This is a genomic window from Clostridium sp. K13 (assembly GCF_019734195.1).
Lineage (GTDB): Bacteria > Bacillota > Clostridia > Clostridiales > Clostridiaceae > Clostridium.
The window spans coordinates 172,668-187,468 of the sequence record NZ_JAASHM010000001.1 but is presented as its reverse complement, the minus strand read 5'-3'; the positions used below and the strand labels follow the sequence as shown (position 1 = coordinate 187,468).

The following is a 14,801-nucleotide window of genomic DNA, read 5'->3' as shown; positions in this document are numbered from 1 at the left end:
GTCTACACCTCTATAAACTATCCATTAATTAAACGCCGCTATAATTTTTTGTAGTAAACCACTTTTCTTACTTTCCTCATTATTTAAATGTGCAAAGTATTCTTTTGACATATCAATACTTATAGTACTTTCTGAACTTGGATAAACCATTCCCAATTCATTTTCTGCAGTGCTTTTTATTTTATCAAAGGACGCAAATTTTAGCATATCTACATTAATTGCTGCATTCACATCTTCTTCTTCCTTCATATTACCTTCTAAAATTAATAATTGTTTTTGAAGATCATGTATTTTTCCATCTAAATATAAAGTTGTAGCTCCTAATGCAAACATAATGGCACCAATTGTTAAGCCACTAACTAAAAAACTTTTTCTTTTTTGATAAGCCTTTTTTTCTCTCTCTTTTCTTTGTATCTCTCTTTTTTTATCTATTTCCTTAACTTTTCTCTCTGGTGCTAAAGCTGTATTTCCTCTTATATAATCATATTCCCTAACTCCCATTTTATTCACATCCCTGCCAATTTTCATAATATTTATATGTTTATATTTTTTCTACTACTCTTAATTTTGCACTTCTACTTCTTGGATTTATTTCAACCTCTTCCTTTGAAGGGTCTATTGCCTTTCTTGTTATAACTTTTACTTTTGCTTTTTCTCCACAAACACAAATTGGAAATTCTTTTGGACATCTACAAGATACAGCTAAATCTCTAAACTTATTTTTTACTATTCTATCTTCTAGAGAGTGGAAAGTTATTATAGCCATTCTTCCACCTTTATTTAGCTTATTAACCCCGTCTTCTATAGCCTTATTTAAAATTGAAAGTTCACTATTTACTTCAATTCTAATAGCTTGGAAAGTTCTTTTCGCTGGATGAGGTCCTTCTCTTCTCGCCTTTGCAGGAATTGCATCTTTTATTATTTCAACTAGCTCTAATGTAGTTTCTATATTTTTTTCACTTCTTCTAGTTACAATAAAATTAGCTATTCTTTTAGCAAATTTCTCTTCACCATAATCTCTTATGATTCTATATAATTCTTCTTCGCTATATTCGTTAACAACTTCATATGCAGAAAAATTATTTTCTCTATTCATTCTCATATCTAAAGGTGCATCCTTCATATAACTAAAGCCTCTTTCACCTTCATCTAATTGATAAGAAGAAACTCCTAAATCCATTAGAATCCCATCTACTTTTTCAATTTCAAGCTCTTCTAAGATTGCCCCTATATTATGAAAATTGTTATGTACAAAAGTAACATTTGAATAATTCTGTAACCTTTTGCCCGCTGCTCTTAATGCATCTTTATCTTGATCTATACCTATAAGTCTTCCTTCATTTGATAATCTTTTAAGAATTTCAGAAGAATGACCTGCTCCTCCTAATGTACCGTCAACATAAATACCATTTTCTTTAATATTAAGTGCTTCTAAACATTCATTCAGTAAAACTGATACGTGATTAAACTCCATTTTTTCTAACTCCTTATATTCCTAAATCGCCCATTTTTTCAGCAATTGAATTAAAATCTATATTTAATTCATTATACTCTTGCCACTTTTCCTTACTCCATATCTCTACTCTGGTTAAGGCGCCTATACTTACTATATCCTTTTCTATGCCTGCATATTCTTTTAGGTTTAATGGAATTAATCCTCTTCCTTGTTTATCCATTTCCACTTCACAAGCACCTGAAAAGAAAAATCTTACAAATGCCCTTGCATCTTTATTAGTGAGTGGTAACTTCTTAAGTTTTTCCTCAAGTATTTTCCATTCATTTTCCGGGTAAGCGTAAAGACATCCATCAAGTCCCTTAGTAATAAAAAACTTATTTCCTAGTTCATCTCTTAATTTTGCAGGTACAATAATTCTATTTTTGCTATCCAAACTATGTGAATACTCTCCAATAAACATTTTGCACCCCCATTAAGTCATACTAATCCACTTTTAACCACTTTACACCACTATATATATATTCTATAAAAATATTCGCTTTCCTTCAAGATATATTTACTTAAAATAGTATTTTTTTCTTTTTGTAAATACCGATAAATCAACACTTTCATCTATTTTTTAATTGGAATAATTCTATGCTTTTTTTATTTCCTTTTATTGTAAATATTTGACGATATTAGTCTTTTTTTCTTTTTATTTGTTATATATTTTTTCATAAAAATAGGAACTGTTTTTACAGTTCCTTTTCTATATTTATTATACGTTAAATCTGAAGTTTACTACATCTCCATCTTTCATTACGTATTCTTTTCCTTCAAGTCTATATAATCCTTTTTCTTTAGCAGCTGCTTCTGAACCACATTCAACTAAAGCATCATAAGAAACAACTTCTGCTCTGATGAATCCTCTTTCGATATCAGAGTGAATTTTACCTGCTGCTGCTGGAGCTTTTGTTCCTTCTTTAATTGTCCAAGCTCTAACTTCTTGAACACCAGCTGTTAAATAACTTATTAATCCTAATAATTTATAAGATTCTCTTATTAACTTATCTAATCCTGATTCTTCTATTCCGTACTCTTCTAGCATTTCAGCCTTTTCTTCTTCATCTAATCCAGATAATTCTTCTTCAAGCTTAGCACATACAACAACTACTCCTGAGTTTTCATTTTCTGCATATTCTCTAACCATTTTTACATACTTATTATCTAAGTTTCCAGCCATCATATCATCTTCTGATATATTACAAGAATATAATACTGGTTTAGAAGTAATCATAAATAGACTCTTAACAAAAATTTCTTCGTCTTCATTTAATTCTAAAGTTCTTATTGGCTTATTAGCTTCTAAGTGAGCTTTAACCTTTTCCATTATTTCATATTCTGCTTTAGCTTTTTTATCGCCTGATCTAGCAAGTTTTACTCCTTTTTCCATTCTTCTTTCTAAAACTTCTAAATCTGCAAATATAAGTTCTAAGTTTATAGTTTCTATATCTCTAATTGGATCTACTGAACCTTCAACGTGAACTACATTTTCATCTTCGAAACATCTAACAGCATGTACTATAGCTTCTACTTCTCTTATGTGTGATAAGAATTTATTTCCTAAACCTTCACCCTTTGAAGCTCCTTTAACTAATCCAGCTATATCATAGAATTCTACAGCAGTATATATTTTTCTCTTTGTACCATACATTTTTTCTAATACGTCTAATCTCTTATCTGGTACACTAACAACTCCTACGTTTGGTTCTATTGTACAGAATGGGTAGTTTGCTGATTCTGCTCCAGCCTTTGTTATAGCATTAAATAATGTACTCTTTCCTACGTTTGGTAGTCCTACAATCCCTAATCTCATCTATATAACATTCCTTTCATCCGTTACTAATACTTCTAAGATTATACTCTAGAACTAATTTAATTTCAACGATAAAATATTCTTTTCTTCTCCATACTTTTCAATTTTACTCGAAATCTTCAAACATATTTCTTTATAATCCTTATATATTATTTCATTCTCGTTAAACTTTACATTCTAATTGACAATCACAAGGTTCTTTTTCTACATGCTTTATACTATATTCCTCTGCTTCAACACAGCCCATTGCTTTATAAAAGGCTTGACTCTCTACTGATGAATGTGCAGATATATATAATTTCTTCGCCCCATGTTCTTTTGCCCATTTTTTTGCAAATGTAAAAAGTTCTTTCCCAACGCCATTTCCTCTTATCTCTTGAGAAACATGTATACTAGACAAATCTAAGTACTCTTTATTCTTTCCAAATAAACTTGCTTCAACAGATACAAATCCCTTTAAAATTCCATCCGAAAAAGCTCCCATTACCATTCCACCTGTTTCTACTGTATTTTTTAAGCATGATGATAATATCTTATACTCCTCAATTCCCCACTCTTCTGTAAAAGCAATATCTTTTATAACCCATTGCCCTTCAATCTTTCTCCAGCATTTTGTTATCTTTTGATATCTTTTAAACTTTGAAAACAATTCTGCTTTTATATTATCCGCCTCAATATTTATAAACTCCATATCTATCTCCTTAATTTATAAACTTTTTAAATTTACCACTTTTCCTTAATCATTCTAAATTCTCTATATACTTTTTCTTCTATTTTGTATTCAAATGAATTAACTTTTACAAATCCAAAACCTTCATATAGTTTAATAGCTATTTCATTATCTATTTCTACACTTGTGTATATTTTTTCATTAGGAAACTTATCATGAAAAAACTCTAAAAATTTTCTTAACGCTATAGTTCCATAACCCTTATTTTGCTGATTAATATCTATCATAAATCTTGAAAATGACCATCCCTCTAACTCTTCATCATAATCATATAGTAAAAATCCTATCATTTCATTACCATCATATATCCCTAATGGATATAATCCTTCTTCATAAGCAGCTTGTACCAACGAAAAAGCATTACTAGCTACATAATCTTTCTGATGATCCCCCACCGTCAGCATGAAGCATGTATTATAATTTGTTTTATCTATTTCTCTAAAATTTATATTCATTTTTATTATGTCCCCCTATATTATTGCTTTCATTATTCCAAGAATAATATAAATATTTTATTCTTAACTGTTTCCTTTATAATCTACATTAGCAAACATTACAACATTTGTCTCTGAAGCCTTAAATCCATTATTTTCATAAAATTTAATGCAAGGATAATCTCTTTCTGTATTTAAAGCCAAATAAGAAATTTTACTTTTTTCCTTTTTTAGTTCACTTCTTATAAATTCCATAAGTTTACTACCAACACCTTTTCCTTGATACAAAGGATTTACACTTAGTTCATCAATCCATAATTCTTTAAAATCTATATAAGTCATAATTCTTCCGCACGCCATTGCTGCTACTGTATCTCCATCATAAATAACATATCCTCTTGATACTCTTGCAGACATAATTTCATCAATTCTTGTAAATGCTTGTTCAAATGTCCACTCTTCATTCCAAGGTTCTTCCTTAAATGCCTCTATAAGCTCATATGCACAACTTTCAAAATCTTCTTCTTTCATTATTTTATATTCTAAATTCATTTACTTCACACTCTCCTATTAATAATCTACTTGAAACCTATCTAAAATAATTCATCTAAAAGCATATAGTATCTTATCTTCTTCCAAACCTTATAATCCCTGCTTATTATTTAGCTTCATTTTAATTTATTTGAAAAGCTAAGAGTGCTATTTTTTAAAAAACACTCTTAACTTTTCACTATCTAAAACTAATTATTAACTTCTAACTAGCCTAAGCTCCTTCACTTAAGAAGTTATATTGTGCCATATAAAGCTCATAATAACTTCCTTTTTTCTTTAGAAGTTCTTCATGATTCCCAACCTCTTCAATTTCGCCATCATTTATAACCATAATCTTATCACAATCTCTAATGGTCGAAAGTCTATGAGCAACTACAAATGAAGTTCTTCCATGAAGAATCCTTTCTATACCTTCCTGAACTAGCTTTTCTGTCTGAGTATCAATATTAGAAGTTGCCTCATCTAAAATTAATATTCTTGGATTTGCAAGAAGTGCTCTTGCAAAAGATATAAGCTGCCTTTGACCTAAAGATAATCTTGATCCTCTTTCATTAACTTCAGTATCATATCCCTTTTCTAATTCCGTAATAAACTTATGAGCATTTACAGCCTTAGCTGCATTAATAACTTCTTCATCAGTAGCATCAAGTCTTCCATATCTGATATTTTCCATAATAGAATCTGAAAATAAGAATGTATCCTGTAGCATAATTCCCATTTGGCTTCTTAAACTTTCTAAATCAACATTTTTTATATCTTTTCCATCCACTAAAATCTTTCCTTCAGTTGGATCATAAAATCTACTTAATAATGAAACTATTGTACTTTTACCAGCACCTGTAGCTCCTACTAAAGCAATCTTTTCCCCCTTCGAAACTTTAAAGCTTACATTTTTCAACACTTCATTTTCATCATCATAAGAAAAAGTAACATTTTTGAACTCTACATTACCTTGAATTTTTCCAATTGGTCTAGCATTTAAAGAATTTTTTATAACAGGCTCTACATCTAATATGTCAAAAATTCTGTCTGCTGCAGAAAAGTTTGTAATTAGAGTATTATAAAAACTTGAAAGATTCATAATAGGTCTCCAGAACATACCAACATACATTGAAAATGCTATTAAAGTACCTATTTCTATTTCACCATTTTTTATTAAAAAGTATCCTACAGCAAAAACTACAAGAGTTCCTACTCCCCAAGATAATTCTACTAATGGCCAGAAGCAATCATTTAATCTTACAGCACTTACAAAAGAATCACTTAATTCTCCCACCATATTTTTAAAGTTATTTTCCGTTCCTTTTTCTTTAGCAAATCCTTGTACAACTTTTATTCCTGAAAAATCTTCGTGGGTAAATCCATTTAAATTTGAACGCTTATTTCTATAAGTTTCCCATCTTCTTCTTGAATAAATCTCTATCCAAAACATTGCAAATCCTAATAAAGGTAATAATATTATTGATGCTAAAGCTAATTTAACATTAAGCATAAACATTATTATTGCAACACAAAACAAATTAATTATTTGTGGAATAAATGACTGTATTGCTTGAGAAAACAAATTTTTTAATGCATTAACATCGCCAACAACCCTTGCAAGTATTTTTCCTACTGGTCTGCTATCAAAAAAATCAAAGGATAAATACTGAATATGGCTATATAGCTCATGTCTTATATTTACTAAAATATTATTAGTTATGCTAGTTATTACTTTCCATCTTATTTTTGACAATCCCCAAGCAACTAAATTTAATGATACTAATGAAACGCCTATTAATATTAGTCCATTAACATTTTTATTACTTATATAATCATCTATAGCTATTTTTAATAATAAGGGATTTACTATTTCACATACCATTACAAATATCATCAATAAAACTACTAAAAATGACTTAATTTTATATGGCTTAAGGTACGCTAATAACTTCATAGTTATTTCACTTTTGCTACGTCTCATAACTTCTTCATCTTTATTTATATTGTTTTGCATATTATATAACCTCCTCTTCTAAAAGATTAAAATCCTTAAACTGCTCACAATAAATATCATAGTAAGCACCTTTTAATTTTAATAGTTCCTCATGAGTTCCTTTTTCTTTTATTTCACCATTTTCTAAATAAACTATTAAGTCTGCATTTTTAACTGCTGAAATCCTATGTGCAACTATAAAGGTTGTACTTTGCTTTTCCATTTGTGATAAATTTCTTAATAGCTCTTGTTCTGTTTCCATATCTAAAGCTGAAGTTGAATCATCTAAAATCAAAATTGAAGAATTCCTTATTAATGCTCTAGAAATAGATATTCTTTGCTTTTGACCTCCTGAAAGTCCTATTCCTCTTTCTCCTATTTCAGTATTAAATCCTTGTTCTAAATCTTCTATAAAATCTAAAGAACATGCTAATTTAGAATATTTCTTTGCTTCACCTATATCTGCATTTTCATTACTAAACTTTATATTGTTTAATATAGAATCAGAAAATAAGAAAGTATCCTGTGGCACAATTGCCATACTACTTCTTAAAACTTCTAAATCATAGTTTTTAACATCAACATCATCAACTTTTATACAACCTTCTTTTACATCATAATATCTTCCTATAAGGTTTAATAAAGTTGATTTTCCTGAACCTGTAGTGCCCATTATAGCTACAGTACTTCCTGCTTTAATATCTAAATTAATATTTTTTAATACTAATTCATCATTATAGCTAAAACTAACATCTTCAAATTTAATATCCCCTTTAATATTTGTATCATTTAATAAACCACTTTTTATTTCAGGTTCTCTTTCAATAATTGCAAATATTTTTTTTGCAGAAGCTAAATTTCTTGAAATTAAATCTGTAAGTTCTCCTAGCATTCTCATTGGCCATATAAGATTCCATATATACCCACTAAAAGCTACTAAAACTCCAATTGACATTTCCTCATTCATAACTAAATATCCACCTAAAACTATCATTATCACTAATGAAATATTAGTTAAGAACTCTATTTTAGGAAAATAATTACCTATTACTTTTGCCTGATTCATATTTAAATCATAATAAGATCTATTTAATTTTAAAAATCTGCTTATTTCATATTTTTCTCTTGAAAAGGCTTTAACAAGTCTAATTCCTGCTATATCCTCTTGAGCTGTAGTATTTATTTCTGCTGTTTTATCACTTATTTCTCCATAGCATTTACCAAACTTCTTTTCAAGCTGTACCGCAATAAATCCTATTGGAATCATAACAACAAAACATGCTAAAGCTAATTTCCAATTTAAATAAAATAAAATTATTGTTGATATAACGAAATAAATTATATTTTCAACGAAAAGTCTTAGTCCAAAACCTATAGTCTGCCATATATTCTCTGCATCCTCTCCAATTCTTGACATTAACTCTCCAGTATTCATTTCATCAAAATACTTAAATTCTAATTTTTGAATATGAGTAAAAAGATCATTTTTAATATCTTGGTGAACCCATGTACTCAATAAATCATATTTAAATTCTTTATTATACCCAAATATTGCTTTAATTACTGAAATCGCCAATATAGCCCCTAGAACAAAAAATATGCTTTTCTCATTTCCTGCAATAATTCCATCATCTATAAATATTTGTTGCATATATGGAATTAATAAATCAACACCAATAACAATAAGCATAGATATAGTTCCAAAAATCAATGTTCCCTTATACTTTAATACGTACTTAAATACTTTAGTCATTATTGACTCCCCCTTTAGTTTAAAATTTAATGGTCATCCATCTTTTAGATCTCCATTTTCCATAACCTCTCCTCCTTTAGAATAAAAAAAGCCATGGCTATACCACGGCTTTTCATTATCATAATATGATAGAATATACTTTTTATAAAAATATACAAAAAGGCCATGGTTAATAACCACCACCTCTATTTACTAAGTAAAATTAAAAATAAATTTTATATAAACTATTTTTAGTTATATAAAAACATAGAGATAGGGTTATTTTCAATTATTTTATTTTCTTTATAATTTCTAAATCTAATATTTAACATATTCCTACCTCCTAAATAATTTATTCTTTTACAAGTATATTCCTATTTTTACCACCTGTCAATATTTTCTTTTTATTTTTTTCCATTATTTTTATAGCTTCACCTCTTTTTCCCACGTGTATTATCTCGTCATATACAAAACATACTAATATAACTTATGAAAGGGAGGATTTAGAATGAGAAAAAATAAGTTATTTATTTTCATGCTAGCTTTTATTTTATCAATAAGCTGCTTATCTACAATTGCTTTTAGCCATTCTAATACACAGTCATCAGATGACACTGAATTAAATTGGTATTTTGTAAATAGAGGTAAAGATACATTACCCGAATGCCCTAAAGAGGCTACAGGACTTTTATCTAAATATGATGCTTACTATTTAGGTGATACTAACGAAAAGGTTATTTATTTAACTTTTGATGAAGGATATGAAAATGGTTATACACCAAAGATATTAGATGTTTTGAAAGAAGAAAATGTGCCAGCAGCCTTCTTCGTTGTTAAGCCTTATATAACTCAAAATCCTGAAATTATAAAAAGAATGGCTGATGAAGGTCACTTAGTATGTAACCATTCTAACCATCATCCATCAATGGCAACTATTACAGACCTTGAAAAATTCAAAGCAGAATTTACCGATGTAGAAGAAGCTTACAAAGAAATTGTTGGTACTGATATGCCAAAATTCTTTAGACCACCTATGGGGAAATATTCAATTAATTCTTTAAAGAAAACTAAAGATCTTGGTTATAAAACTATCTTTTGGAGTTTTGCTTACAAAGATTGGATTATAGATAATCAACCTAGCGAAGAAGAAGCAATTAAAAAAATTACTAACGGTGTGCACCCTGGATGTATAATGCTTATACATGCTGTTTCTAAAACAAATACTGCTGTTCTAAAAACAGTACTTGAGCAAATTAAAGCTGATGGTTATGAGTTTAAATCACTTAATGAACTTCCTGACTATCAATAACATATTTAACGTATAATTAACCTAAGTATTTCAACAAAAAAGTCATAATAAATAAGAAGTAAACTTATTTATTATGACTTTTAATTTTATATTCCAAAATCTTTTACTATTTCTGTTTTTTTATTTAACGATTCTGACATTATTTCTCTGCATTCATTAGGTATATTTTCATATCCTTCTTTATTTCCTAAAGAATTATAATTTACAAATACATTTACTACTGCACTTTCTATTGCACTATGTAAAAGTATTGCAGATACAATTGCATCTGAAGTTAAGTTTTTATTTCCATACTCAACTGCAAACTCTATATTTTCATAAAATCCTAAAGCAGTTTTTGCTAAGTTTAATGGGGCTTCCATAGCTTCTATTGTTTTTTTTCTTATTGTTTTACTTCTATAAGACTTTTCTTCTTCTGTTTCCTTAGGTAACTTAAAACAATCCATTAAAGCCGTAAATGTATTTCTATCCTCTTCCATAAAAAACATACTTTTATTTATGAAGTTTTCACATTCATTCTTTAAATTTCTCATCTTTTCTTTTTTATCATCATCTAATTTTTCGAAAACTTTTTTATCAACTGTAAATGAATATACCATTGAATTTAAAGCACCAGCAAGAGCTGAAACTAATGCTGCCGTACTACCACCACCCGGAGATGGCAAATCTGTTTTTAACTCATATAAAAATTTATCAATTGAATATTCTTTAAAATCCATAATTATCCCCCTTATTTAAGTACCTCTTCATAAGTGCTAATTATCTTATTTATTATTACTTTTGCACTAAACTTATCAGTACAATATCTTCTTATTTGACTTGGATTATACTTGTTAATATTTGTTTTAATATAATTCATAGCTTCACTTAATTGTTCTATATTATCTTTTTCAACAAGTATTCCAACATCTTTATTTACTATATCTTCAGCTCCACCATTAAAAGCCCCAATAACAGGCTTTCCACTTGCTAAAGCTTCTATATAAACTACCCCAAAAGTTTCGTATCTAGAGGGTAATACAAATGTATCACACTTATTCATCCATTGAGCTACTTCTTCTCTAGCTAATGCACCAGTAAAGATTACTTGATTTTCTACACCCTCATTTTTAGTTATTTCCTTTAGCCATTCCTTCTGACTTCCATCTCCACCAATGACTAATCTTACTTTTTTATTTCTAAATTCCTTTGCAAAAGCTTTAATTAAAGTATCAAAGCCTTTTTCACCTTCTAAAAAGGCAATACTAAAGAATGTAAATTCATTAGTTTCCTTATTAATATTTCTTATGTCAAATAGTGATAAATCAACTAAATTTCCTATAACCTTTATATCTTTTCTTTCACTTAATTCTTCTATTTCTTTTTTAAGCCCATTTCCAACAGCTATTATTTTATCTGCGCTTTTGTAAGAATCAATTATTCTTTTATAATAACTTTCTCTAACATAGGCACCTCTTTTTACAGAAGAATGTTCAGTAATAACTAAAGGAATATTATACTTTTTAGCAACATAAGCTGCACTAATTCCACCCCACAATGATGACTGTGCATGTATAATATCTACCTTTCCTTCTTTCTCAACAACTTCCTTATATAGTTTTTCCATTCTTTTATCAAAAATATTAAACATTAAAGGATGCTTAGGTATAAAGTTATAATTCTTATATCTATAAGTTCTTAATCCCTTTTCAACTTTGAAAGATAATCCGCTTTTTTCTTTAACTTTTCCCATTAATGTCAATGGCCAAATCTCATTATATGCAACAGTAACCTTTACCCCACTTTCTTGAAGCTTAGTTGCTTGTTCTCTAAAGAAACTACCATGTACCTTATTTCTATCATTATCATACCAAGAAGGTATAAACATTATATGCATAATAATTACCCCTTTAAAATATCATTAAGCTTTTTAGAAATATATTGCCACTTATATTCTTCAATGGGACCATAGTTCTCATTGCTATTTAAAATATTAACCATTTTTTCAATTCCATCTTCTATTTCTTTAGAATTATTATTTACTACTATACATTTTTTCTTGTCTAAAACAACATCTTTTATAGGATCATTTTCATCTCCAAGGATTACAAATATAAGTCCATTAGCTCCAAAATAATCATAAATTTTAGCTGGTATTTGTTTTGAGTTTTTATTACCAAACAGAAGTAAAACTTCACTACTCAACATATAACCTAAAGCTTCATCGTATGGAATTCTAGATGATACAGTTATATTATCAACATTCATAAGTTGATTTTTTATTTCTTCATCATCTATATTTCCAAAGAATAAAACATTTAATTTATTGAATAATTCTATATCTCTGCCTTTTATATTATTTAACGCTTCTATAAAAGGTCTTACATCTCTAAGCTTTGCAAAAATTTCTCCTGCATAAACAAAATTAATTTTATTCTTTAAAATTTTAGTTGGATTAGCCTTAAGCTTTATTTCTTCATATTGTTTTTCATCATATCCTCTTGTTACTACAAAAGTTTTTTCTACAGGAATTTTATAACTATTTATATAATCATCTCTGTTAGCTTTCGTTACAAAAATAAATCTATCACTAAGCTCTACAATTTTCTTTTCATAATTACCTTCAAATCTCCTTCTAGCTGCACTAATATGCTCTCTAGTAGAATCTTTAAGCCATGGATCACTCCAATAGGTTACCCATGGAATATCCTTAAATTCTTCTTTAATTTTTAATGCACAAATATGGCTTGATGGTGGTTCATGCATTGAAAATATAACATCAAATTTTTCCTTCTTAGTTAGTTCTATTCCATATTTTGATGCTCTCCTTGCCCAATTAAAGTACATATCAGGAATAGCAACTAAAGATTTTCCTTTTTTTAAAATAGTTTTAACTACACTCTTTTTATTTGAACTACTACTATTATTTTCAACATTATTAGATTTCTTTGGCATTATTTTTTCAAATATCTTTCCACCTGAAACAACGTGCATCTTAACTCTTTTATCTAACATACTTAAAATATATTTATCATAATAAATTGAATTTTCCGGGAAATTTACAGTTAAAAGATGAACTTCATTTCCTTCAATTTTAGCTAAATTATTTAAGTATTGTAAAGTTTCAATAGATGCTGAATTATTTATTAATGGTGAATAACAAGCTATAAACAGTATCTTCATATTATCCTCCTATGCATCCCTTTTTTATTATCTATTTACTTCTATTAGTATTTTATCTTCTTTTAAATATTGATAAGTAATATTTAAATTCTTCACTTTTAAAGAATACCACTAAATAAAATAAATTAATTATTATTACATTAATTATACAATTTATAATAAAGCTTATTATACTATAATCATTTTTAAATGGCGCTGTAGCAAATCCAGTAATTATCAATGGAATTAATGCTATAACTAAATATTTAAAATACATCTTAAAGTAATCTATAAGTTTCTTGTTAAAAACATATTTATACACAACATAAGGCTTAGTCCAAAAAACTACTGTAAAATTAGATATTAATGTTCCAATAAATACACCTGCAATACCTATATATCTTACTAAAACAATTGATGCTACTATATTTATTATTGATTCCACTATCGGCGCATATCTATCTTGATAGAAATTACCACTTCCACTTTGGAATTGCTCAACAGATCCTCTCATTGATGCAAAGTAAACATTCATTAATATTATTGCAAATGTTAATGCATCTAATAAATACTTCTCACCAAAAACCATTCCTATAAATTGATTTAATGTATTATATAAGGATATTACAATAAAAGATACAGCCCAAAAGTTTAAGAAAAACACTTTTTTATGTACATTATAAGCTTTTTCTTTATCTTCTGTAGATAACATATTCCCAATGCTTGCAGTAAGTCCAATTAATCCTCTACTTACCACAGTTTGAAATGCTACAATTACCATTTGATAATTTGCATAATTAGCTAAAGCTCCAAGTCCAACGAACTTTGAAATTACTATATTATCAGTGCTATTAACAACCAAATCCCCTATTTTATGCATAAACATAGCTCTAACATTTTTTAATAGGCTCTTGCTTGTTTTTTCATCTAAGTTTTCTTTTTTTTCATTTAACCAAGGATATTTCTTAGTTATATACATATTTATAATTATGAAGTATACAAGATTTACTACTATCTGTACTACTATAAATATCAAGAAATTTGGATATACCTTAAGCATAAGATATTGAATTAATGTTATTATAAGCTTTGAAATTGTAGTTCCAATTGTAACCTTATATTCTTCTTGTGCAACATTTAATATACATAACCTATGTGAAAACATATATGATATAAAGCTATTAATTAAGAATAATATAAAACTTACACTTACTAAAGTTAAATCAATATCACCCTTTATAAAATACTTTAAAAAAGGTGTAATTATTAATCCTATTATTAATATAACAAAACCTATACTTCTATAGAACTTTCCATAGAACCTTATATACGCTCTTATCTGACTTCTATCATTATCTGCAAAAGGCTTATAAAGCGAATAGACAATTGCAGTTCCAACGCCTAACTCTACTATAGAAAGCCACCCTATTATATTAGTAAATAAAGAGTTTAATCCCAAAATATCATTTCCTAATGTATCTAAAAAAATCTTTCTAATAACTAAGCTAGGTATAAACGCAATAATAAAACATAATATATTTGTGCTTGAATTAATTAATGCCTTTTTAGTTCTCATTTTTTCTCCTTTTATATTTAACTTAAAAATACTTACAAATG

At 27.9% G+C, this 14,801-nt stretch carries 14 protein-coding genes; 1 reads left to right on the top strand and 13 read right to left on the bottom strand.

Going from position 1 to position 14,801, the window contains the following annotated elements; translation table 11 throughout:
• Positions 1–24: 24 nt before the first annotated feature.
• The 9 genes from HCG76_RS00900 to HCG76_RS00860 all read right to left on the bottom strand — a co-directional run bounded on the left by HCG76_RS00900 (position 25) and on the right by HCG76_RS00860 (position 8,755).
• Positions 25–501: a hypothetical protein gene (locus tag HCG76_RS00900; protein ID WP_221698466.1), complete on the bottom strand. Its 477-nt coding sequence runs from the start codon at positions 499–501 to the stop codon at positions 25–27.
• Between the two features lie 40 nt (positions 502–541).
• Positions 542–1,474, bottom strand: a complete 933-nt coding sequence (rsmH, locus tag HCG76_RS00895) for a 16S rRNA (cytosine(1402)-N(4))-methyltransferase RsmH (RefSeq protein WP_221698465.1) — start codon at positions 1,472–1,474, stop codon at positions 542–544.
• A gap of 13 nt (positions 1,475–1,487) precedes the next feature.
• Entirely contained in the window at positions 1,488–1,916 is a 429-nt protein-coding gene (mraZ, locus tag HCG76_RS00890; protein ID WP_221698464.1) for a division/cell wall cluster transcriptional repressor MraZ, read from the bottom strand.
• A gap of 297 nt (positions 1,917–2,213) precedes the next feature.
• Positions 2,214–3,311, bottom strand: coding sequence for a redox-regulated ATPase YchF (ychF, locus tag HCG76_RS00885; protein ID WP_221698463.1), 1,098 nt, complete (start codon positions 3,309–3,311; stop codon positions 2,214–2,216).
• 163 nt (positions 3,312–3,474) lie between these two features.
• Entirely contained in the window at positions 3,475–4,002 is a 528-nt protein-coding gene (locus HCG76_RS00880) for a GNAT family N-acetyltransferase (protein ID WP_221698462.1), read from the bottom strand.
• A gap of 32 nt (positions 4,003–4,034) precedes the next feature.
• Positions 4,035–4,496 carry a GNAT family N-acetyltransferase gene (locus HCG76_RS00875; protein WP_221698461.1) on the bottom strand — a complete coding sequence of 154 codons (462 nt, stop codon included), beginning with the start codon at positions 4,494–4,496 and terminating at the stop codon, positions 4,035–4,037.
• 63 nt (positions 4,497–4,559) lie between these two features.
• A complete protein-coding gene (locus HCG76_RS00870) occupies positions 4,560–5,027 on the bottom strand; it encodes a GNAT family N-acetyltransferase (protein ID WP_221698460.1) in 468 nt (155 codons plus the stop codon).
• 211 nt (positions 5,028–5,238) lie between these two features.
• A complete protein-coding gene (locus tag HCG76_RS00865) occupies positions 5,239–6,990 on the bottom strand; it encodes an ABC transporter ATP-binding protein (protein ID WP_370778842.1) in 1,752 nt (583 codons plus the stop codon).
• Positions 6,991–7,024: 34 nt separating this feature from the next.
• Positions 7,025–8,755: an ABC transporter ATP-binding protein gene (locus HCG76_RS00860; RefSeq protein ID WP_221698458.1), complete on the bottom strand. Its 1,731-nt coding sequence runs from the start codon at positions 8,753–8,755 to the stop codon at positions 7,025–7,027.
• A gap of 487 nt (positions 8,756–9,242) precedes the next feature.
• On the opposite strand from HCG76_RS00860, the gene pdaA reads away from it, so the two are divergent.
• Entirely contained in the window at positions 9,243–10,043 is an 801-nt protein-coding gene (gene pdaA / locus HCG76_RS00855) for a delta-lactam-biosynthetic de-N-acetylase (protein WP_221698457.1), read from the top strand.
• An 86-nt stretch (positions 10,044–10,129) separates the two neighbouring features.
• Here pdaA and HCG76_RS00850 read toward each other — a convergent pair whose 3' ends face one another.
• From HCG76_RS00850 to HCG76_RS00835, 4 genes are read right to left on the bottom strand one after another with little or no spacing between them, the layout of a single operon-like run.
• Positions 10,130–10,762 (bottom strand): cyclodeaminase/cyclohydrolase family protein, encoded by a 633-nt coding sequence (locus HCG76_RS00850; RefSeq protein WP_221698456.1) that lies wholly within the window; start codon positions 10,760–10,762, stop codon positions 10,130–10,132.
• Positions 10,763–10,773: 11 nt separating this feature from the next.
• A complete protein-coding gene (locus tag HCG76_RS00845) occupies positions 10,774–11,919 on the bottom strand; it encodes a glycosyltransferase (protein WP_221698455.1) in 1,146 nt (381 codons plus the stop codon).
• 5 nt (positions 11,920–11,924) lie between these two features.
• Entirely contained in the window at positions 11,925–13,205 is a 1,281-nt protein-coding gene (locus HCG76_RS00840; RefSeq protein ID WP_221698454.1) for a glycosyltransferase, read from the bottom strand.
• A gap of 52 nt (positions 13,206–13,257) precedes the next feature.
• Positions 13,258–14,760: a lipopolysaccharide biosynthesis protein gene (locus tag HCG76_RS00835; protein ID WP_221698453.1), complete on the bottom strand. Its 1,503-nt coding sequence runs from the start codon at positions 14,758–14,760 to the stop codon at positions 13,258–13,260.
• Positions 14,761–14,801 lie beyond the last annotated feature (41 nt).

What these genes read in the sequence shown, in the direction of transcription:
- HCG76_RS00900 (WP_221698466.1), bottom strand. Translation starts at nt 501, where the DNA reads ATGGGAGTTAGGGAATATGATTATATAAGAGGAAATACAGCTTTAGCA.
- rsmH (WP_221698465.1), bottom strand. Translation starts at nt 1,474, where the DNA reads ATGGAGTTTAATCACGTATCAGTTTTACTGAATGAATGTTTAGAAGCA.
- mraZ (WP_221698464.1), bottom strand. Translation starts at nt 1,916, where the DNA reads ATGTTTATTGGAGAGTATTCACATAGTTTGGATAGCAAAAATAGAATT.
- ychF (WP_221698463.1), bottom strand. Translation starts at nt 3,311, where the DNA reads ATGAGATTAGGGATTGTAGGACTACCAAACGTAGGAAAGAGTACATTA.
- HCG76_RS00880 (WP_221698462.1), bottom strand. Translation starts at nt 4,002, where the DNA reads ATGGAGTTTATAAATATTGAGGCGGATAATATAAAAGCAGAATTGTTT.
- HCG76_RS00875 (WP_221698461.1), bottom strand. Translation starts at nt 4,496, where the DNA reads ATGAATATAAATTTTAGAGAAATAGATAAAACAAATTATAATACATGC.
- HCG76_RS00870 (WP_221698460.1), bottom strand. Translation starts at nt 5,027, where the DNA reads ATGAATTTAGAATATAAAATAATGAAAGAAGAAGATTTTGAAAGTTGT.
- HCG76_RS00865 (WP_370778842.1), bottom strand. Translation starts at nt 6,990, where the DNA reads ATGAGACGTAGCAAAAGTGAAATAACTATGAAGTTATTAGCGTACCTT.
- HCG76_RS00860 (WP_221698458.1), bottom strand. Translation starts at nt 8,755, where the DNA reads ATGACTAAAGTATTTAAGTACGTATTAAAGTATAAGGGAACATTGATT.
- pdaA (WP_221698457.1), top strand. Translation starts at nt 9,243, where the DNA reads ATGAGAAAAAATAAGTTATTTATTTTCATGCTAGCTTTTATTTTATCA.
- HCG76_RS00850 (WP_221698456.1), bottom strand. Translation starts at nt 10,762, where the DNA reads ATGGATTTTAAAGAATATTCAATTGATAAATTTTTATATGAGTTAAAA.
- HCG76_RS00845 (WP_221698455.1), bottom strand. Translation starts at nt 11,919, where the DNA reads ATGCATATAATGTTTATACCTTCTTGGTATGATAATGATAGAAATAAG.
- HCG76_RS00840 (WP_221698454.1), bottom strand. Translation starts at nt 13,205, where the DNA reads ATGAAGATACTGTTTATAGCTTGTTATTCACCATTAATAAATAATTCA.
- HCG76_RS00835 (WP_221698453.1), bottom strand. Translation starts at nt 14,760, where the DNA reads ATGAGAACTAAAAAGGCATTAATTAATTCAAGCACAAATATATTATGT.